23 protein-coding genes are annotated in these 18,912 nt (G+C 66.8%); 12 read left to right on the top strand and 11 right to left on the bottom strand.

Annotation, left to right across the window (positions count from 1 at the left end; all coding sequences use genetic code 11):
• The first annotated feature begins 61 nt into the window (after positions 1-61).
• The 6 genes from HWX31_RS10075 to HWX31_RS10100 all read left to right on the top strand — a co-directional run bounded on the left by HWX31_RS10075 (position 62) and on the right by HWX31_RS10100 (position 5,651).
• Positions 62-955, top strand: a complete 894-nt coding sequence (locus HWX31_RS10075) for an ABC transporter permease (RefSeq protein ID WP_174958977.1) — start codon at positions 62-64, stop codon at positions 953-955.
• Positions 948-1,751, top strand: coding sequence for an ABC transporter permease (locus HWX31_RS10080; protein ID WP_244143709.1), 804 nt, complete (start codon positions 948-950; stop codon positions 1,749-1,751). The genes HWX31_RS10075 and HWX31_RS10080 overlap by 8 nt, the downstream gene beginning before the upstream one ends.
• On the top strand, positions 1,748-2,782 hold the full coding sequence (locus HWX31_RS10085) for an extracellular solute-binding protein (RefSeq protein WP_174958980.1): 1,035 nt from the start codon (positions 1,748-1,750) through the stop codon (positions 2,780-2,782). Before HWX31_RS10080 ends, HWX31_RS10085 begins: the two co-directional genes overlap by 4 nt.
• Positions 2,783-3,213: 431 nt before the next feature.
• Positions 3,214-3,576 (top strand): hypothetical protein, encoded by a 363-nt coding sequence (locus HWX31_RS10090; RefSeq protein WP_174958983.1) that lies wholly within the window; start codon positions 3,214-3,216, stop codon positions 3,574-3,576.
• Between the two features lie 45 nt (positions 3,577-3,621).
• Positions 3,622-4,827, top strand: a complete 1,206-nt coding sequence (locus HWX31_RS10095) for a sugar transporter (protein ID WP_174958986.1) — start codon at positions 3,622-3,624, stop codon at positions 4,825-4,827.
• 14 nt (positions 4,828-4,841) lie between these two features.
• The gene (locus HWX31_RS10100; RefSeq protein WP_174958989.1) at positions 4,842-5,651 is read left to right on the top strand and encodes a TlpA family protein disulfide reductase; all 810 of its coding nucleotides are present in this window, start codon (positions 4,842-4,844) and stop codon (positions 5,649-5,651) included.
• Positions 5,652-5,659: 8 nt separating this feature from the next.
• Here HWX31_RS10100 and HWX31_RS10105 read toward each other — a convergent pair whose 3' ends face one another.
• Positions 5,660-6,403 carry an SDR family oxidoreductase gene (locus tag HWX31_RS10105; protein WP_174958992.1) on the bottom strand — a complete coding sequence of 248 codons (744 nt, stop codon included), beginning with the start codon at positions 6,401-6,403 and terminating at the stop codon, positions 5,660-5,662.
• Between the two features lie 121 nt (positions 6,404-6,524).
• Between HWX31_RS10105 and HWX31_RS10110 the strand changes: the two genes are divergently transcribed.
• A complete protein-coding gene (locus HWX31_RS10110) occupies positions 6,525-7,433 on the top strand; it encodes a LysR family transcriptional regulator (protein WP_174958995.1) in 909 nt (302 codons plus the stop codon).
• A gap of 41 nt (positions 7,434-7,474) precedes the next feature.
• On the opposite strand, the gene HWX31_RS10115 is transcribed toward HWX31_RS10110, so the two are convergent.
• From HWX31_RS10115 to HWX31_RS10125, 3 genes are all read right to left on the bottom strand, one after another.
• Complete coding sequence (locus HWX31_RS10115; protein ID WP_174958998.1) at positions 7,475-8,206, bottom strand: LytR/AlgR family response regulator transcription factor; 732 nt, start codon at positions 8,204-8,206, stop codon at positions 7,475-7,477.
• A 1-nt stretch (position 8,207) separates the two neighbouring features.
• Positions 8,208-9,290, bottom strand: coding sequence for a sensor histidine kinase (locus tag HWX31_RS10120; RefSeq protein ID WP_244143710.1), 1,083 nt, complete (start codon positions 9,288-9,290; stop codon positions 8,208-8,210).
• A gap of 174 nt (positions 9,291-9,464) precedes the next feature.
• A complete protein-coding gene (locus HWX31_RS10125) occupies positions 9,465-10,013 on the bottom strand; it encodes a hypothetical protein (protein WP_174959001.1) in 549 nt (182 codons plus the stop codon).
• 196 nt (positions 10,014-10,209) lie between these two features.
• Between HWX31_RS10125 and HWX31_RS10130 the strand changes: the two genes are divergently transcribed.
• Positions 10,210-10,749, top strand: a complete 540-nt coding sequence (locus HWX31_RS10130) for a DUF6622 family protein (RefSeq protein WP_174959003.1) — start codon at positions 10,210-10,212, stop codon at positions 10,747-10,749.
• 15 nt (positions 10,750-10,764) lie between these two features.
• Here HWX31_RS10130 and HWX31_RS10135 read toward each other — a convergent pair whose 3' ends face one another.
• The 4 genes from HWX31_RS10135 to HWX31_RS10150 all read right to left on the bottom strand — a co-directional run bounded on the left by HWX31_RS10135 (position 10,765) and on the right by HWX31_RS10150 (position 13,471).
• Complete coding sequence (locus HWX31_RS10135; protein WP_174959006.1) at positions 10,765-11,640, bottom strand: SDR family NAD(P)-dependent oxidoreductase; 876 nt, start codon at positions 11,638-11,640, stop codon at positions 10,765-10,767.
• Positions 11,641-11,735: 95 nt separating this feature from the next.
• Entirely contained in the window at positions 11,736-12,314 is a 579-nt protein-coding gene (locus tag HWX31_RS10140; protein ID WP_059534493.1) for a TetR/AcrR family transcriptional regulator, read from the bottom strand.
• Positions 12,315-12,686: 372 nt separating this feature from the next.
• The gene (locus HWX31_RS10145; protein ID WP_174959009.1) at positions 12,687-13,040 is read right to left on the bottom strand and encodes a DUF1493 family protein; all 354 of its coding nucleotides are present in this window, start codon (positions 13,038-13,040) and stop codon (positions 12,687-12,689) included.
• The gene (locus HWX31_RS10150; protein WP_059897044.1) at positions 13,040-13,471 is read right to left on the bottom strand and encodes an STM2901 family protein; all 432 of its coding nucleotides are present in this window, start codon (positions 13,469-13,471) and stop codon (positions 13,040-13,042) included. The genes HWX31_RS10145 and HWX31_RS10150 overlap by 1 nt, the downstream gene beginning before the upstream one ends.
• 351 nt (positions 13,472-13,822) lie before the next feature.
• Here HWX31_RS10150 and zwf point away from each other — a divergent pair, with 351 nt between their 5' ends.
• Positions 13,823-15,298 (top strand): glucose-6-phosphate dehydrogenase, encoded by a 1,476-nt coding sequence (gene zwf, locus HWX31_RS10155; RefSeq protein ID WP_174959012.1) that lies wholly within the window; start codon positions 13,823-13,825, stop codon positions 15,296-15,298.
• A gap of 76 nt (positions 15,299-15,374) precedes the next feature.
• On the opposite strand, the gene HWX31_RS35160 is transcribed toward zwf, so the two are convergent.
• Positions 15,375-15,509 (bottom strand): hypothetical protein, encoded by a 135-nt coding sequence (locus tag HWX31_RS35160; protein ID WP_279613144.1) that lies wholly within the window; start codon positions 15,507-15,509, stop codon positions 15,375-15,377.
• 278 nt (positions 15,510-15,787) lie between these two features.
• Between HWX31_RS35160 and HWX31_RS10160 the strand changes: the two genes are divergently transcribed.
• Entirely contained in the window at positions 15,788-15,985 is a 198-nt protein-coding gene (locus HWX31_RS10160) for a hypothetical protein (RefSeq protein ID WP_059615635.1), read from the top strand.
• A 28-nt stretch (positions 15,986-16,013) separates the two neighbouring features.
• A complete protein-coding gene (locus tag HWX31_RS35165; protein WP_279613145.1) occupies positions 16,014-16,148 on the top strand; it encodes a hypothetical protein in 135 nt (44 codons plus the stop codon).
• A gap of 58 nt (positions 16,149-16,206) precedes the next feature.
• Here HWX31_RS35165 and HWX31_RS10165 read toward each other — a convergent pair whose 3' ends face one another.
• Positions 16,207-16,866: a dienelactone hydrolase family protein gene (locus tag HWX31_RS10165; RefSeq protein ID WP_174959015.1), complete on the bottom strand. Its 660-nt coding sequence runs from the start codon at positions 16,864-16,866 to the stop codon at positions 16,207-16,209.
• Between the two features lie 442 nt (positions 16,867-17,308).
• On the opposite strand from HWX31_RS10165, the gene HWX31_RS10170 reads away from it, so the two are divergent.
• On the top strand, positions 17,309-17,821 hold the full coding sequence (locus tag HWX31_RS10170) for a lecithin retinol acyltransferase family protein (protein ID WP_174959018.1): 513 nt from the start codon (positions 17,309-17,311) through the stop codon (positions 17,819-17,821).
• A 101-nt stretch (positions 17,822-17,922) separates the two neighbouring features.
• On the opposite strand, the gene HWX31_RS10175 is transcribed toward HWX31_RS10170, so the two are convergent.
• Positions 17,923-18,882, bottom strand: coding sequence for an acetyltransferase (locus HWX31_RS10175; RefSeq protein ID WP_175933904.1), 960 nt, complete (start codon positions 18,880-18,882; stop codon positions 17,923-17,925).
• Between the last annotated feature and the right edge of the window lie 30 nt (positions 18,883-18,912).

Consider the following 18,912-nt stretch of genomic DNA (forward strand, 5'->3'; position numbering starts at 1 on the left):
GTCCGGGGCGACAGGGCCTCGACCGAGCGCGACCGATTTTGCATTCCTGCCCCGGTTCCGGGTGAATTCCGCATGGCTCGGGCAATCGCTGGCCGCGCCTGCGCTGCTGCTGCTCGTGGCCGGTGTCGTGCTCCCGATGGCCGTCATCGCATTCGCGTCGATTTCCGCGCCGGAAGAATGGGGCGGCGTGCGTTGGGGGAGTTTCAGCGCCGACGCCTATCGGCGGATTCTGTTCGAGCAGGACTTCGACGGCAACTGGACGCTCAACACGGGGCTCGCGGCAATCGCCGTCCGGACTTTCGCGCTGTCGGTCGCAGCGACCATCGGCTGCCTCGCGCTCGGGTTCCCGGCCGCGCTCTATATCGCGATGCAACCCGCCCGTCGCCGGACCTGGCTGCTCATCTTCGTCACCGTGCCGTTCTGGACCAGCCTGATCGTCCGCCTGTATGCGTGGATCCTGCTTCTGAGAAGCGGCGGCGTCATCTCGACGGTGCTCGGCGGCCTGTTCGGGGCCCACGTTCCCACGATCCTGTATACCGACGTCGCGACGGTGATCGGCCTGGTCTACGCATTCATCCCGTTCATGGTGCTCCCGATCTTCACGAGCCTCGAACACATGAACTGGAACATCGTCGACGCCGCGTTCGATCTCGGTGCGACACCCTGGACGGTGGTCACGCAGATCATCGCGCCGTCGGCGCGGCACGGCATCGTGTCCGGGTGCATGCTGGTGCTGGTGCCGTCGCTCGGCGCGTTCCTGATTCCGGACATGCTGGGCGGCGCGAAGTCGATGATGCTGGGCAACCTGATCAATCTCCAGTTCGGCGACGCGCACAACTGGCCGCTCGGCGCGTCGCTGGCGATGGCGATGTACGCGCTGGTGCTGCTCTGCGTGCTGGCGAAGCGCCTGCTCATGACTGCAAGGACGGGAGGCCGGCGTGCGCACCATGCGTGAGTTCCCGGGATTGCGCGCGCTCGCCTGGGCCTTCTTCCTGTTCCTGTACGCGCCCATCGCCGCGCTGGTCGCGCTGAGCTTCAACAACGGCGGATCGGCGACCGTGTGGCAAGGATTCGGGCTGAGCGGATACGTGACCGTGCTGCACGACGGCGCCGCTTTCGCGGCCGCCCGCACGTCCTTTGCGATCGCCGCCCTCGCGGCGACGCTGTCGTCGCTGATCGCCGTTCCCACCGCACTTCATCTGTGGAACAACACGCGTCGAACCGCGGACTTCACGGGGATCCTGGTCGCGTCGCCGCTGCTCGTGCCCGAGATCGTGCTCGCGCTCGGCACGCTCATCCTGTTTTCGATCGTGGCGGTCAAGCTCGACTTCTGGACGATCGTGTTCGGTCACACGGTCTTCTGCCTTCCGTTCGCGTACCTGCCGATTCGCGGCTCGCTGTCGAGGATCGACCCGTCGTATCTCGAGGCCGCGGCCGACCTCGGCGCCGATCGCTGGCGCGTCTTTCGGCAGATCGTCTGGCCGCTGATCCGCACGGGTGTCGCGGCCGGCTTCGCACTCGCCTTCGTCGTGTCGATCGACGATTTCGTGACGACGTACTTCCTGTCGGGGACGGCGACGACGACACTGCCGATGTACATCTACGGCCTCATTACGCGGGGCGTCAAACCCAACGTGAATGCGCTTGCGACGATCGTGCTGTTCTTCTCGTTCGGCGCCGCGCTGCTGTCGGTCTGGCTCTCGCGAGCGGCCAACAGCGAAAAACAACTGTCAATCCTGGAGCGAGCATGAAGATCGTAGCAACCGTCGTCCTGGCCGGCATGGCCATGATGCAATCCGCGCAAGCCGAGCAAGTGCTGCGCTTCGGCAACTGGCCGGGCTATTACCCGGTGGAACTGCTCAAGAAGTTCAAGAAGGAAACCGGGATCGACGTCACGCTCACCGCGTATGACAGCGATGCCGCGGTGGCGACGAAGATGAAGGCCGGCGGCAGCGACTACGACGTCGTGATCGTTTCGGACCTTTACGTGTCGATGCTGGGCAAGCAGAACCTGATCGACAAGCTCGACAAGGCCAAATTGCCGAACGCCAGGAATATCCGGCCCGAGTACGCCCATCCTGTCGGCGACGCGAATCGCGATTACGGGATGCCGTACCAGGTGATCACGACCGGCCTGGTCTACGACACGTCGCGCGTCCCGAACGGCGTGCTGCCCGACACCTGGAAGACCTTCTTCGAGCCGCCGGAATACCTGAAGGGCAAGATCGTCGCGCTGAACGTCCAGGAGGAGCTGTACATGGCGGCCTCCTGGTACCTGGGGCAGGACGAATGCTCGGAGAACCCGCAAGACGCGAAGCGCGTGCTCGCCGTGCTCGAGAAGCAGAAGCCGTCGCTGCTCGCCTATGCAAACGACGGCGTGGTCGAGCGCTTCCAGTCGAAGCAAGTCATCGTGAACCACGACTGGAGCGCCGACGCGGCCAAGTATCACAAGGTGCTGCCGACCATCGTCTTCATGTATCCGCGGGAAGGGGTGCATCAATACGTCGACAATTTCGTCATTCCGAGTGCGGCGAAGAATCGCGACAACGCGTATCGCTTCATCAACTGGATGATGGAGCCGCGCAACATTGCCGAGGCGTCGAACTTCAATCGCTATCACGATGCGATCGTCGGCTCGACGCAGTTCCTGACGCCCGAATTGCAGAAGGACCCGACGATCAACCCGCCGCCCGAGTTTCAGAAGCGCCTGAAGCCGATGAAGATCTGCTCGCCGGCCGCGATGGCGCTGCGCGACAAGGTGTGGGTCAAGCTGAAAGGCTGAGGCTGTTTCCATGTCCGCCGACCCGCCGGTTTCGCCGGCCGGTCGGCGGGCCATCGCTCGATCGAGGTTCAACGAGCCATGCCAGGTTTACATTGATTCGTTCTCCGTAGCGAAGCGGCAAATTGATTCGACAACGAAACGTATGACGCATCATGCATTTTCTTCGCGCGCCGCGTCGCGCATCCCGGACTCCCCCGGAGTCCCGTCTGGACACGCGATCAGATCCAGCCGCGTGCCTCGGATAAGCCAGACGGGTTTTCGGCCTTCGACCACCACGATCCCGTCGAGGGCCGCTTTCTCTTTCCGCGCTTCACACCACCGCCAAATTCCCGTTTGGCTCTCTCTATTGGCCGGTGGCTTCGCCGCGGGCGCTTCTCCGGCGAGATGCGCTCACGGCGCCTTTTATTCCATGCCGATCGACGCCGGGCGGCGTGCGCATCGGCGGTCGCCGCGTCGTTCGCGACGCACGAGCTTTCGCCAATCACACGGGGAGTGACGTCAATGCTGAACTGTATGAACACGATCTGGACACCGACGAGCCGAACACCACCGAATGGCCGCCGCCGCAGGAACGGCGCGGCGGCGGGCGGCGCGAAATCGACGCCACCGAGGAAGGCCGCTGCGCGCGCGTCGAGCGTGCAATGCCCCGCGAGCCGTTGCGCGGACGACGCGAGCACAAGGCCGCCGCAACCGCTGCCTTCCGCGCGTCTGCATTGGCGGTCGAAGCGGCTTTGATGTTGCCCTGTTTCATGAGGCAAGGCTCCGGCACGCCACCCGACGCTGCACTGCAATAGTTATACGCGATAATCGGCGGTTCCCGATCCTTGCCTGAACCCAGCATGTCGACGCCTGAACCGGTCTCCCCCGAACATTCGTGGTGGGGCGTATGGGCACTCACGCTCTCCGCCTTCATTTTCAACACCACCGAATTCGTCCCCGTTGCCCTGCTCAGCGCGATCGGCGACAGCCTTCACATGCAGCCGACCGACGTCGGCCTGATGCTGACGATCTATGCGTGGACCGTGGCCGTGACGTCCCTGCCGTTGACGCTGGCGACCCGCACCATCGAACGTCGCAAGCTGCTGGCCGGGGTGCTCGTGCTGTTCATCGCCAGCCACGTCATCACCGGCGTCGCGTGGAGCTTTCCGGTGCTGGTGTTCGGCCGGGTGGGCATCGCGTGCGCGCATGCGATCTTCTGGTCGATCTCGATCTCGCTGGCGGTGAGGCTGGCGCCGCCGCGGAAAAAGAGCCGCGCGCTCGGTCTGCTGGCCACGGGAACGTCGATCGCGATGGTGGCGGGCATTCCCCTTGGCCGCGTGATCGGCGAGACGCTGGGCTGGCGGACGGCCTTCCTGATCATCGCCGGCGCCGCGGCAGTCGCGTTGCTGATGCTGCGCACCACGTTGCCGGCGCTGCCGAGCCAGCGGACGGGCTCGCTCGCCAGCCTGCCCGCCCTGCTGCGCAACCCGACGCTGATCCTGCTCTACCTGCTCACGATTCTCGTCGTGTCGGCGCACTTCACGTCGTACACCTACATCGAGCCGTTCCTCCAGCAGGTCAGCCATGCAAGCGAAAGCGGCATCACGACCATCCTGATCCTGTTCGGCGGCGCGGGCATTCCCGCCGCCCTCTGCTTCAACCGCCTCTACCCGCGCCGGCCGGCGCAATTCCTGCTGGCGTCGATCGTCGTCATCGCGTCCTGCCTGCTGATCCTGTTCCCCAGCGCGCTCAGCCTCGTCACGCTATCGGTTCACACCGTGGTCTGGGGCGGCGCGATCATCTGCTTCGGCCTCGCGATGCAGGCATGGGTGCTGAAACTGGCGCCGGACGCGACCGATCTCGCCGTCTCGATCTTTTCCGCGCTGTACAACGTCGGGATCGGCGCAGGGGCGCTGCTCGGCAACCACATCGCGCGCGACTTCGGGCTCGCGTGGATCGGCACGTTCGGCGGCATCGTCGGCGGGCTCGGCGTGGGCGTCTGCTGGCTGGCATTGCGCGTGCACGCGACGAGAGCGGCGGCGCCGAATCCCGCATCGCTCGCCTAGCGGAACGGCTGCCCATGTTGAGCATCGGTCCCTTCTCGATCCGTGTCGTCGCGGTAGTCGTCGCCGCGCTGCTGGCGTGGCTCGTCGCCCGTTTCATGCAGCGCCGCCCGCCGGACGGCCCGCACAAGAGCGCATCGAGCCTGATCCTCGACACGCTGCTGCTCGGGCTGATCGCCGCGCGCGTCGGCTATGTCGCGCAGTGGTGGTCCGAGTATGCGGCGGCGCCCCGGTCGATCGTCGCGCTCGGCGACGGCGGCTTCGACTGGCGCATCGGCGTCGCGGCCGCGCTCGGGTGCGCCGGCTGGAGACTGCGCCGCCTGCCGGCGCTGCGTCGCCCCGTGCTGGCCGGAATGGCGGCCGGCCTCGTCGCGTGGGGCATCGCGCAGGGCATGCTGGCGTCGTTGCAGCGCACCGCGCCGCCGTTCGCCGCGATGCGGATCGAAGCGCTCGACGCTACACCCGTGTCGCCGCAACGCTTCGCCGGAAAGCCGGTCGTCGTGAACCTGTGGGCGACGTGGTGCCCGCCTTGCCGGCGCGAGATGCCGATCCTCGAGCAAGCGCAGCGCGATCATCCGAACCTCACGGTCCTGATGCTCAACCAGGGCGAAAACGCGCAAGCGGTGCGTGCGTTCCTCGAACAGCAAGGCCTGCGCTTCGACCACGTGCTGCTCGATCCTGCGCTGCACGCGATGCATGCGTACGGCTCGCGCGGGCTGCCGACGACGCTCTTCTTCGACGCGAAAGGCGAACTCGTCGAATCGCACATGGGCGAGCTGACCGCCGCGCGGCTGAAGGACACCGTGACTCGACGCTTCGGCCGGTGATGCTCGTCTCAGGCGACGCCGCCGTTCGCGCGCAATACCTGCGCGTTGATCCATGCGCCGTCCGGGCCCGCGAGGAACGCGACGGCGCCGGCGATGTCGTCGGGCTGGCCGAGCCGTTCGAGCGGCGGCATCTTCGCGAACTGCGCAATCTGCTCGTCGGTCTTGCCGTTCAGGAACAGCTCGGTCGCGACCGGCCCCGGCGCGACGCAGTTCACCGTGATGCGGCGGCCGCGCAGCTCCTTCGCGAACACGCGCGTAAACGCTTCGACCGCCGCCTTCGTGCCGTTGTAGATCGCGTAGCCCGGCAGATTCAGCGCGAGCGTCGTGCTCGACAGGTTGACGATCCGGCCGCCGTCGTTCATGCGTGCGGCGGCTTCGCGCAGCATGTTGAACACGCCGCCGACGTTGATCGCAAACGTCCGCTCGAACAGTTCGTCGCTGGTTTGCGCGAGCGGCGCGGTCTTGAGAATGCCCGCGTTGTTGACGAGCACGTCGACCTTGCCGAGCTGCTGCTCGACCGCGTCGTACAGGCGGCGCACGTCGTCGGCTTTCGATACGTCGCCGCGCACGGCGACGGCCCGGCCGCCGTGCCACGCGAGCTCGGCCGCCAGCGCGTCCGCGTCGGCGGCGCCGGACGCGTAGTTGATCGCGACGGCGAAGCCGTCGCGTGCGAGGCGGCGCGCGACGCTCGCGCCGATGCCGCGGGATGCGCCGGTCACGATCGCGACGCCGGCGTGGTGTGCTGCGCTCATCGGAATCTCCAGTTTGGGTGGGAACGTGAGCGACATGATGACCGGCATCGGAACTGAGATAATTAGCGCAGTTTCGCCATCACTATTCCATTTGCTTCAACGATTGGCCGACGAGCATCCGATGGATCGATTTCAGGAAATGCAGGCTTTCGTGCGAACCGCCGAGCGCAACAGCTTTTCGCGGGCCGCCGACGACCTCGACATCCCGCGCGCGACGATCACCAACCTGATCAAGCGGCTCGAGCTGCGGCTGGGCACGCGCCTGCTCGAGCGCACCACGCGCCAGGTGCGTCTCACGCACGACGGCGAGGCCCACTACCACCGCTGCGTGCGCCTGCTCGCGGACCTCGACGAAGCGGAGGGCGCGTTTCGCGACGCGATGCCCAAGGGGCTGCTGGTCGCGAACCTGCAGGGCACGCTGGCGCGGCACTTCGTGGTGCCGGCGCTGCCCGCGTTCCTGTCGCGCTATCCGGACCTGCGGCTGCAGATCGGCGAGGACGACAGGCTCGTCGACCTCGTGCGAGAAGGCGTCGACTGTGTGCTGCGCGCGGGCGTGCTGCGCGATTCGTCGCTGATCGGCCGGCAGATCGCCGCGATGGAGCAGGTCACGGTCGCCAGTCCGGCCTATCTCGAACGGTTCGGCGCGCCGGCGACGCTCGCGGACCTCGACGCGCATTTCGCGGTCGATTACGTGTCGAGCGCGACCGGCAAGCCGGTGCCGCTCGAATTCACGGTCGACGGCATCGTGATCGAGGTCCGGATGCGCTCGACGATTTCCGTGACGGGCGCGGACCTGTACACGGGCTCCGCGCTCGCGGGCGCCGGACTGATCCAGGTGCCGCGCTACCGGATTGCCGGCGAGCTGGCGGACGGGCGGCTGAAGGTCGTGCTGCCCGCGAGCCCGCCGCCGCCGATGCCCGTGTCGGTGCTCTATCTGCACAGCCGGCAGCTGTCGCCTCGCGTGCGGATCTTCGTGCAGTGGCTGGAGGAGGTATTTCGACAGGTGCCGGATCAGGTCCGGGGCGCTTGACGCGCGGGAAACACGATGCCGATGGCCGCCGGCATCCATCTCTACATATGCCGGAAGCGCCCCGCGTAGGCCCGGCTGACCGGCAGCACATCGCCGCAGCCTTGCAGATGAATGCGCAGGCGGCCCAGCAGGTCGCGCTCGATGCGATCGATCGCCGCATAGGCGACGATCACGCTGCGATGCACTTGCGCGAAGTGATCCGGATCGACACGCGCACGCAACTCCTTGAGCGGCGTGCGGATCACGTGCCGATCCGTTTGCGTCACGACTTCCGTGTACTTGTCGAGCGCCTGGAAATACAGCACGTCGGCGATCGAGACGAGCCGCGTCGTGTCCTTCAAGCCGACGGTCAGCCAGCGAATCGGCGCCGGCTCCGTCACGGCCGCCCTGTCGGCGGACGCCGACGCGAAGCTTCGCGCGGGCTCGCCGCGCTGCAACCGGGCGATGCAGCGCAGGAGCCGCTCGTCCGTGACGGGCTTCAGCAGATAGTCGACCGCCGCCCGATCGAACGCGTGGACCGCGTATTCGTCATGCGCGGTCACGAACACGACCTGCACGTCCGGCACGATGCTCGCCAGCTTCAGGCCGTCGATGCCCGGCATCCGGATGTCGAGGAACGCGATGTCGGGACGATGCGCGTTGAGCGCGGCGAGCGCATCGACGCCGTTGCGCGGCATCGCGACGATGTCGAGCTCGGGCCAGAGTTGGCCGAGGCGCGCGGCAAGCGCGTCGGACAGGTTCGGTTCGTCGTCGGCAATCAGGGCGGTCGGCATGTCAGTCGATCGGAATCAGCAAAGTCGCGGTCACGCCCCGCGTGGCGCCGGGCGTGCCGCCGACCGCCATGCGGCCGCGCTCCCCGTACAGACCCTTGACGCGCGCGGCGACGTTCGCCAGCCCGACGCCGCCGTGCAGCGTCGGGCCGCCGTGGCCGAGACCGACGCCGGTGTCGATCACGCTCAGCTCGAGCCCGTCGCCGCCGCGCTTGCCCACGATGCGGATCTCGCCGCCGTCGAGCGACGGCTCGATGCCGTGCCGCAACGCATTTTCGACGAGCGGCTGTAGCAGCAGCGGCGCAACCGCCAGCCCGCGCAGCGGCATCGGCACGTCGATCACGTACGCGAGCCGTTCGCCGAGCCGGATCGACGCGACTTTCAGCAGCGCGTCGACCAGCTCGATTTCGTCGCCGAGCGTCGACGTCGTGCGTCGCGTGCGGCTCAGGCTCGCGCGCAGGTAGCGGTTCAGGCTGTCGAGCATCGTCGACGCACGCGCCGGATCGCGCTCGATCAGGCTTTGCACGTTCGCGAGCGTGTTGAACAGGAAATGCGGCTCGACCTGCGCCTGCAGCAGCGCGAGACGCGCGGCCGTCTCCGCCTGGCGCGCTTCGGCGGCTTCGCGGCGCTGCGTTTCGAGCGACGCGCGCATGCGCGCCGTCTGCATGAACAACACGAAAATTGCATAGGCTGCGCCCGTGACTGCGAATGACGACGCGTACGCAAGCGAGGTCCGAACGCTCGCGTGCCCGACCAGATGCGGCACGTGGCCGACCGTCGACGCGGCGATTTCGAACCCGGCGAAGACGCTTGCCGGCACGACGATCAGCAGTTTCGGCAGCGTCGCGAGCCGGCCGCGCGACAGCTTGCCCAGCGCGATGCTGAACAGCGGCGCGCACAGGCCGATGCCGTTCGCGACCACGAGGTACGGAAGCACGCCTTCATCGCGCCGGCTCGCCCAGAAACCGAGGCCGACCGCGCAATTGAACAGCACGAGGGCGACGAGCGCCGGCAGCCCGCGCAACGGCGTCGGCGCGGCCGGTTCGGGCGGCCGCTTGGGGAAGATCGAATGGAGCCGGTTCTGCATGGTGTCGGACGGGCTGAATGCAATCGAATGCGATGCGTAACCTTAACGTCGAACGTGCATGACCGGCGACGCATGAGACGAACGGCACGCGGACGCGACCAAATGCACGACGAGCCGACGGGCGGCGAGATTCCGGTTGCGCCCCCCGTTCGGCACGCCGTGTCCGCAAACGGCCTATTTGGCCGCGGCCTTGGTTGCCTTCTCGATAAACTCGGCCTTGGCGGCCTTTTTCAAGTCCTCCGGAATCGGAGTGGCACGAACCGCCTTGTCCAGTTCCGCGAAACTGGAATTGTAGGCAATCAGCGCCGGGTACACCCTGAAGAGGCAGTAGTCCGCAAGGCGCTTGTACTCGCGCACGGCGGCGGCCTCGTCTTTTTCGAACATGGCGTAGCCGGCGTCCTCCACCTGTTTCAACTTGATGGCGTACGCATCGGGGTCCACGCTCCGAGCCGTCGCGTGGAAGAAAATCTCACGCATGTTGGCTTCATTCAAGGCCTCGAATGCAGTCTCCGCCTGCGGTGTGCTCAAGCCGCCTTTGCGCAGAAGGTCACGGTCGTAGACGTACCAGTTCCGCTCAAAAATGGCTTTCTCGCACGCCACGAACCTGGTCTGCCAATCCGCGGTTTCGTATGTTCCAAAGCCCTCTTCCGCATCAGCGGCATTTGCGTGGGGCAGCCCCATCGCCTGCGCAACCATGAGCGCAGCAAACAGCAATTTCTTCATTACGTGCGGATAAATTCATCTTGTTTTCAGAACCGAACGGCCCCTGACGGCGCATCCGATTCGCAAGAGGCGCCCGCACGTTCGTCGGATGCGGCTGCCGTCCATCGCGCCGAACCCGCGCTTCGTCGCAAAGCGCGGCAGGCGCGCCCTCGGGCCGATATCGTGCGTTCGTCACCACCCATCCCGAGCGCCGACCATGCAACCGTTCCTTTCCGTGCCGAGCTACGTCTACCTTTTGTTCTGCGCGCTAGTGTATCTCGGCGTGAAGCGCTGCTTCCCGCGCGAAGCGCCGCCTGCGAGAACGCTGCTGTTTCCTGTCGCGTTCGCGATGCTGGGCGTCGCGAGCCTCAGGGCCCTGTTTCCGGGAGCCGGCCCCGGCGCCGGCATGGTCGCGCTCGCGGCCCTTTCCGTCGGTGCCGCGCTCGGCTGGCTGCACGCGCGCCGCTGGCGGCTCGAATTCGCGGTTCGCCCGGCGGGGCTGCTCGTGCGCCTGCCGGGCGACCCGAGCCTGCTCGCGACGTTGATGCTCACGTTCGCGGCCGAAACGTACGTGCATTACGCCATCGCGTCCGAACAGCCATGGGCGGCGACGACCGGCTTTGCGCTCGCCGCGTTCGCCGTCTGGGGCCTGCTCGTCGGCATGCCGCTCGGCCGCGCGCTCAACGTCGTCGTGCGCGCGATGCGATACGCGAACGGCGCGCGCGATCAGGACGGGACCTTCACGCGCGACGCCTGATGCCGCCGTCGCCGGTTACTCATGCCCCTTCAGCGCCTCCAGGCCAGCCGGCAGCTTCGCATCCGGAAACTGCGTCGACAGCGACGTGTCCCGCCAGCGCGCCGCCTCGTCCGCGCGCTGCGCTTCGGCCTGCGCGCAGACGAACACCGCATCGCCGCCCAGCAACAGCCGCATCGGCACGTCATCGCGACGCGACAGCTCGACGATCAGCGCGGCGATCCGTGCCGGATCGCCGACCTCATTGCCGCCATACGCGCCGAGCAAGTCGAGAATGTGTCCGACCGACGGCTGGTAGTCCGGCAGCATGCCGTCGACGCTGCGCTTCGCCTCGGCGGCCCAGTCGGTGCGCATTCCGCCCGGCTCCAGCGTGCACACGCGCACGCCGAACGGCGCGACCTCCTTCGCCAGCACGTCGCTGAATCCGCCGACCGCCCATTTCGCCGCCTGATACGCGGACAGGCCGGGCGTCGACGTCCGCCCGCCCACCGACGACACCTGGAAGATATGGCCTGCACGCTGCGCGCGCATCGTCGGCAACACGGCGCGCGTCACGTTCACCACGCCGAACAGGTTCGTCTCGATCTGCGCGCGGAAATCGTCGGCGCTCATCTGCTCGAACGGCGCCGTATGGCCGTAGCCCGCGTTGTTCACGAGCACGTCGATGCGCCCGAATGCGTCGCGCGCGGCAGCGACGGCACGCGACGCCGCCGCTGCATCGGTGACGTCGAGCGCGACCGGCAGCAGCCGGTCGCCGTAACGTCCGGCCAGATCCGCGAGCCGCGCGGGATCGCGCGCACCCGCCACGAGCCGGTCGCCCGCCGCGAGCACCGCCTCCGAAATCGACCGCCCCAGGCCGCGTGCGGCCCCTGTGACCAACCAGACTTTCGACATGTTCCACTCCTCGAGAAGGACACCACATAAAATGAATGATTACTCACTCATTAATAAAGACGATGCGTCGATGGTTCGACCGACGCACCGCACGTTCACAGCGTGTGCAATACGGCCCACAGCGCCCGAAAGCCGGCTTCGCGGTAGGCATCGGCCCGCGCCGGATCGCGCGCGACCGATTCCATCGTCGTTTCCGCGATCGACGTGAACAACGCGCCGCAGAACGCGAGCGCCTCGTCGGGCCGCAATGTGCCCGATGCGGCGATCCGCTCGCGCAGCACCGCCCGGATCGGACCGAATCCTTCGGCGCCCGCGTCGCGATGCGCGTCGTCGATGCGTCCGCTGACCTCGAGCTGCCGCAGCGCGCGCCGCCCGTCCGGATTCGCGACGCCCCACGACACGTAGCCGTTCCACGCATGGCGCATCGCCGGCTCGGCGGGACCATCCTCCGGGAAGCCCGTCATCATCGCGCGCCGCAGGTCGGCCTTCAGATGCAGGTACAGCGCGTTCAGCAGCGCATCCTTGGTGTCGAAATACGTGAACACCGTCCCCTCGGCCACGCCCGCGAGCCGCGCAATGCGCGCGGTGGTCGCGGCCGCGCCGTGTTCGGCGAGCGCGCCGGCCGCCGCGGCGAGAATTGCTTCGTGCTTGTCGAGACTGCGGGGTCGTGCCAAGATTTCGTCGCCTTAAATGAGTGATTGCTCAATCATAGTCGAGTCTGCCGGGTTTTGCATAGCGGGACGGTTGAACGCTTCTACCAGCCCCTAGGGCCTGTTCACGCTAATAACGGGCTTGCGCTGGCCCCCAGAAGGGCCGAGCGCAAGGATTGCGACGAAGCGAATACTCGACGTATTCGCGAGGAGCATGACGCGGCGATCGGCCCTTCTGGGGGCCAGCCCCACGAATGAATTTTTCCAAACAGGGGAACGTGCCTTGCCGGCCGCACTGCGGCGTCGATCGTCGCTTGTTTGGCTCGGCCAAACGGCGCTCCTTGTATTGCAACCGGCAAGGCACGTTCGCAAGCCCGTTATTAGCGTGAACAGGCCCTAGTCCTGCTTCCACGATCCCCGCTTCATTGCTTCCTCCAGCATCCCGAGAGTAAGCGAGCGCCCAGCCAGGGACTCCCGCGCCTTCGTGCTGAACGGCGACTTCAACACGGCCAGCACTACATCGCGCTTTCGCATGTTCGCAGATGGAACGTAGTAGGCAACGTCGAAGTCTTCAAGGTCTACTTGAAAACGTTCTGCCCACATTTGCATTACGTTCACGATTTTTGGTGGTTCCCAATCGAGATCGTGATACAGGTCCATATCAGGAGTCAGTTGTTCGTCAAGGCCAAACACCCCCGGTGCGCGGACTTCTCGTATAAATTGCTGGAGTTGGAGCCATGTGTCGCTCATTAGAGGCGGTCCTCTGGCTTCACATGACGGTTGTATGCCAAAACCGTTTTATATCCGATGGTCGCCACGTCGGCAGCAGTAATCATCCAACCAACCCCGGGGATGGCCCGTCCGACGAACACACCGATATGATTGGTCATTTTCACTCGCAACAGGACCACACTGGTCCAAGACGTGAATGTCGGTAAGATTCGATGCTTTATCTCATAGGGCAGCAGCGAGCGAGAGAGCTTCGATGCAGCCGAGGTTCCCTTTACTGCGCCGGCAAATTTACCTCGTGTGGAAAGAAACCGCGAGCCTGCGAGGATCATCGCAACACCGACCGCATCGCTGATTCCTAGCTCATTCATCGTTTCATCCACTGCGACCAAAAAGAACAACTCCACGGGAGTGAGGTTCTCGTGTATCCCGTACGTATATGTATTCGACATATCATCGTACAAATGTAATGAAACAGAAAGGATACCGTTAGCAAGCCAACCCTGCAATCGGAGTCGCTTTGCTCGCACGTTGATCCGATTAGGGAAACTCTGCGCGATTCGCACGCAGAAGTGGTTGCAGTGAATCGTCGAGCCTGGAGTCGACCACGGTTTCGTGGACACCCATCCTTGGGAACTGAGCGGTACCGGCCAGGAAGCACCTGTCTCTTCGAAGGGGGCACGTCGATAACGACCACGCACGCAATTCGGCAAAACCGTGCACTATTAGGGTTTTCATTGCACCGCCGCATCGGCGCCCTCGACGTTCGTTCAACGCCCACCGTTTCAGACAGCGAACCACCCATGACGAATCAGCCTACCCAGACTGCAGCCGAGCAGCCCGTCGACATGATCATCTTCGGCGGCGGCGGCGACCTCGCCGCCCGCAAGCTGCTGCCCGCGCTGTACATGGCGCATCTGCACCGCAACCTCCCGCCCGAAACGCGGATCATCGCGGTCGGCCGCCGCGACTGGGGCATCGACGGCTACCTGAAGTTCATGGAGGAGCAGTCGCGGCCGTTCATCGACGAGAAGGCGTTCGACCCGCAGGCGTGGGGTCGCTTCCTGGACCTGTTCCGCTACGTGCTGATCGACGTGCACGACGCGGCCGACTACGCGCGCCTCACGGAAGCAACCCGCCGCGACGCGGTTCGCGCGTTCTACCTGTCGACGTCGCCGGAGCTGTTCACGACGATCTGCGACAACCTGTCGTCGGCCGACCTCGTCGACGCCCGCTCGCGGGTCGTGCTGGAGAAGCCGCTCGGCCACGATCTCGCATCCGCGAAGGCCATCAACGATGCGGTCGGCAAGCACTTCGAGGAATCGCAGATCTACCGGATCGACCACTATCTCGGCAAGGAAACCGTGCAGAACCTGATGGTGCTGCGCTTCGGCAACCCGATCTTCGGGCCGCTGTGGCAGGCGCCCTGCATCCGCAGCGTGCAGATCACCGTCGCGGAAACGGTCGGCGTCGGCAGCCGCGCGGGCTTCTACGACCATACCGGCGCGCTGCGCGACATGGTGCAGAACCACCTGCTGCAACTCCTGTGCATCGTCGCGATGGAGCCGCCCGTGTCGCTCGATCCGGACGCGGTGCGCGACGAGAAGCTGAAGGTGCTGCGCTCGCTGCGGCCGATGTCGCCGTCGGACATCGCGCGCGACACGGTGCGGGGCCAGTACACGGCGGGCGCGATCGACGGCCAGCCGGTCAAGGGCTACCTCGAGGAAGACAACGTGCCGCCGGACAGCCGCGCGGAAACCTTCGTCGCGCTGCGCGCGCACATCAACAACTGGCGCTGGGCGAACGTGCCGTTCTTCCTGCGCACCGGCAAGCGGCTGCAGAAGCGCCAGTCGGAAATCGTGATCGAGTTCGCGGACATGCCGTTCTCGATCATCCCGAGCGGCCCGCGCCACTACAGCAACCGGCTCGTGATCCAGCTTCAGCCGGAAGAATCGATTCAGCTGCAGATGCTCGCGAAGGAGCCGGGCAGCGGCATGAACATGGTGCCGGTGAGCCTCAACCTCGACCTGCAGCAGGCCATTCCGGAGCGGCGCGCGGAAGCGTACGAGCGGCTGCTGATCGACGTGATCCGCGGGCGCCTCACGCACTTCATGCGCCGCGACGAGCTCGAGGCCGCGTGGACGTGGGTCGAGCCGATCCTCGACGGCTGGCAGCAGATCGGCGACCGCCCGCGGCTGTATACGTCGGGCACGTTCGGGCCGGCCGCGTCGTCGGCGCTGCTCGCGCGGAACAACATGTCGTGGTCCGAGGAAGCCTGACCTGAACGACGGGCGGCCCGCCCCCGCGCGGCCGCCGTCGATCCGCGCGGCCGTCGGCCGTCGGCCGTCGGCGAGATCAGGCGGCCAGCCACGCGGCGATCGCCACGCTGCCGAACAACGCCCCGCCCGCATGGAACGGCCGCACGCCGAGTTGCAGCACCGGCAACGTGTCGGGCGTCGACGCCGGCTTCAACGGTTCGCTGATTTTCATGTCTTTCTCCGGCGGAGGATGGTGCGTTCCGACCATCCTGGCGCCGCCACGATCGATACGAGCCGGTCTCCCTACGGGCCGCAGCGGCATCCGGTACGAATGTCTGATCCACGTCAAGCGCGCGCGCCACGTGCGACAAAATGCACGTCGCGACGCCGCATCAAAATGCCTAGCTTTGATACACACGGCATGACCGCCTCGATGGCCCGAAAGCGGGAGCGGCCAACGCGCGTCGACCATGCCTCCGATGCCGACGCCTTCATCTTCAGGAGACGAACATGTTGAGCCCGCATGAATTTGCCGCACTGTTGCTGATCGATGACGCCGCCGATCCGACCGGCCTCGATCTCGGCGACCTGACGTCGCTCGTCGAACGCCAGCTCGTCTCGTTGGAGCTGCTCGCATCGGAAAGCCGGCGGGCCCGTCTGACGGAAAACGGACGCTCGATGCTGGAGACGATCGATCGTCGTCATTGACGTTCCCGAGTCCCGCAGCAGCGGGCGCATGCGCTATGCGCCGTCGCAGCGTTTCCCGGCTGGATCTTCGGGGATCGACTTCGCGATCGCGACCGTGGGCTTTTTCCTGCTGACGCGCTGGAAAGTGCCGCCGCTCGTCATCGTCGTGCCTTCCTGCCGGTGACGATGCCGAACGCCGGTCGTTCGAAACGATGAAACGGCCGATACATCACGATCCCCCTCTACCGATCCTCTGCATGGCCGCCGAGCCAGCGGACGAACCATGCGGCGGCGAGCCGCGCAACGGCGTCGAGCGCGCCGGGCTCCTCGAACAGATGGGTTGCGCCCGGCACGATTTCGATCACCGTTTCGCACGTCAGTCGCGCGGCCGCCAGCCGGTTGAGACGCAGCACCTGTTCGTCTCGCGCGCCGACGATCAGCAGCGTCGGCGCGGCCACGCGCTCGAGCGCATCGCCGGCCAGGTCCGGGCGGCCTCCGCGCGACACGACGGCGCCGACGGCCGGTTCGCGCGCGGCCGCGACGAGGGCAGCCGCCGCGCCCGTGCTCGCGCCGAACAGGCCGAGCGGCAGCGGCCGGCATTCCGGCAGCGCGCGTATCCACGCAATCGCGGCGCATAGACGACGGGCGAGCAGATCGACGTCGAAGCGATAGAGCGCCGTCACGCAGTCGACCTGCTCTTCGTCGCGATCGAGCAGATCGAACAGCAGCGTCGCGAGTCCGGCCTTCACCAGCGTCTGCGCAACGGCGCGGTTGCGCGGGCTGAGGCGGCTGCTGCCGCTGCCGTGCGCGAACACGACGACGCCGCACGCGCGCGGCGGCAGCGTCAGCACGCCGTCGAGCCGGGTCCGGTCGATCGGGATCGCGATCTCGCATGTCCGCATGTCGCACCTCGCTTGCCGCGCACCGCGCCGGCTACCCGACCTTCGCCCGGGCGACCGCTTCGCGCATGCTCGACGCCTGTCCCGCGTCCCTTCGCAATTCGGCATCGGTCTTCACGATCGTTCGTCTGCGATTGCCGTCGATGCATGTCACGGTATGTCGTGCGAAACGGGGCGAAATTGATCCAGGTCAGCCGCGCACGGGCGGGTTGCGCGATGCATCGGCGCAGATCCGACGCCCACGATTTCCGCGCCGGCCATCAGCAAACGTTCCGCCGCCTGTCGGATATTTCCGACACGACGGCGACACATCGGACAGCAAGTTCAGGCCCCGCTGATTGTTGCCGCCCGCCCCGCCGCCAATACTGGAGGCGTGACAGGAAGCCATGTGCCCGGCGGTCACGCGACAGGTCCGGGCACAGGCCGCAAAGCCCGGGAGCAGGCGATGAACTCTCCGATCCAGCCGCAATCCGACGACGACGCATACGGCCCCGACCTGCCGGTTGGCGCGCATCTGATGACCCGGCGCCCGGGCTATGCGCATCACGGGATCTACATCGGCGGCGGCAAGGTGATCCACTACGCGGGACTGTCGCGGCGCCTGAGCGGCGGCCCGGTCGAGGTGGTCTCCGTCGACTGTTTCGCCTCCGGGTCCGAGCTCGCGATCATGCAGCATGACTGCGCGCCGTACAGCGGGCCGGAAGTCGCGCGCCGCGCGGCGTCGCGGCTCGGCGAATGCCATTACCGGCTGCTGACGAACAACTGCGAGCACTTCTGCCTGTGGTGCCTGTTCGGCGTCGCGCGCAGCGAACAGGTCGAAGCCTGCCTGCGCAATCCGGCCCGCGCGGCGGCGGTGGTCGTGATGCTGGTGCTGTGCCGGTTCACCGGCAAGCGGCATGCGGCAACGCCCGGCGCCGACGCCGGCAGCCAGGATCTGTCCTGGCAATGCGCCGCCTGACGCCGCGCCGTATCCGCACGGATTTGACGTCCGTCAACGCATCGTCGCCGCTTCGTTCCTGGATTCGCGATGAGGACGCCCCTCGCGGGCCTACCCGGCGTTCACCCGGCACGATACGCGGCGCCGAGCGCGGCGACGAACGCGTCGAGGCGGTCCGGCGCGAGCCGGTTGATGCCGGCCGCCCCTTCCCGCCCGCCGCCGCCCGGGAACGCACGGCACAGCCGGTCCGCACCGCGCGGCGCGGCGAGCGGCGCGCGCACGCTGACGGTGTAGTAGCCGTCCGGCGCGATCGTCAGCACCGCATGCGCGCGGTCGGGCGCGTCGCGCGCGAGCTGGTTCGCGAACGCGCCGCGCACCCGGCGCGCCCAGCGCGCGTCGGGCAGCACATACGCCCGCGCGCCCGGCATCACGAACGCCGCGCGCTGCCGGGCCGCGCAGGCGAGGTCGCGGCGCCGGTTGTCGTCGAGCTGCCGCGCGAGCGGCGAGCCCGCGAAATCGAGCGGATTCGCGCACGCGCGCAGCGACGCGTAGACGGCAAGCGGCGGCATGAACAGATCGTCTGCGGAATCGCCGTAGGCGTTGTAGTTGATCGCTTCGCCGAGCGCCTGCAGCCGGCGCGCATCGGGCGCGGCCAGCCCGGCTTGCGCGGCTGTCCGGGCGGCGACCTCCACGAGGTTGTCGCCATAGGCGCCCACCACGGCCCACGGGCGATGCCGCCCGGCCAGGTGACGGTCGACGATGAGGCTCGTGCAAACCGTCGGCGCCGTGTCGATGCATGCATGGAGGCAAGCGTGAACCGGCACGACGCCCGGCTCGTGGTGATCGAAGTACGCGACGTCGACGCCGCTGTCGAGCAGCGCCGTCAACGCGGCGCGGTTCGCGTCGAGCGAGATGTCGAGCACGGTCACGGCGTCGCCGCGCATGGCCGGCACGCGCGCGAACAGCGCGATGTCGCGTTTCGGCCCGGTCACGAGAATCGACGCGGCCGGCGATGCGAGCCGCAGTTGCTGCAGCGCGCAGATGCCGTCCGCGTCGCCGTTGAATACGTCGTAGCGTTGCATCGTTCGTCCCCCCGGAACGTCACCTGAAGC

Source organism: Burkholderia ubonensis, assembly GCF_902833085.1.
Lineage (GTDB): Bacteria > Pseudomonadota > Gammaproteobacteria > Burkholderiales > Burkholderiaceae > Burkholderia > Burkholderia ubonensis.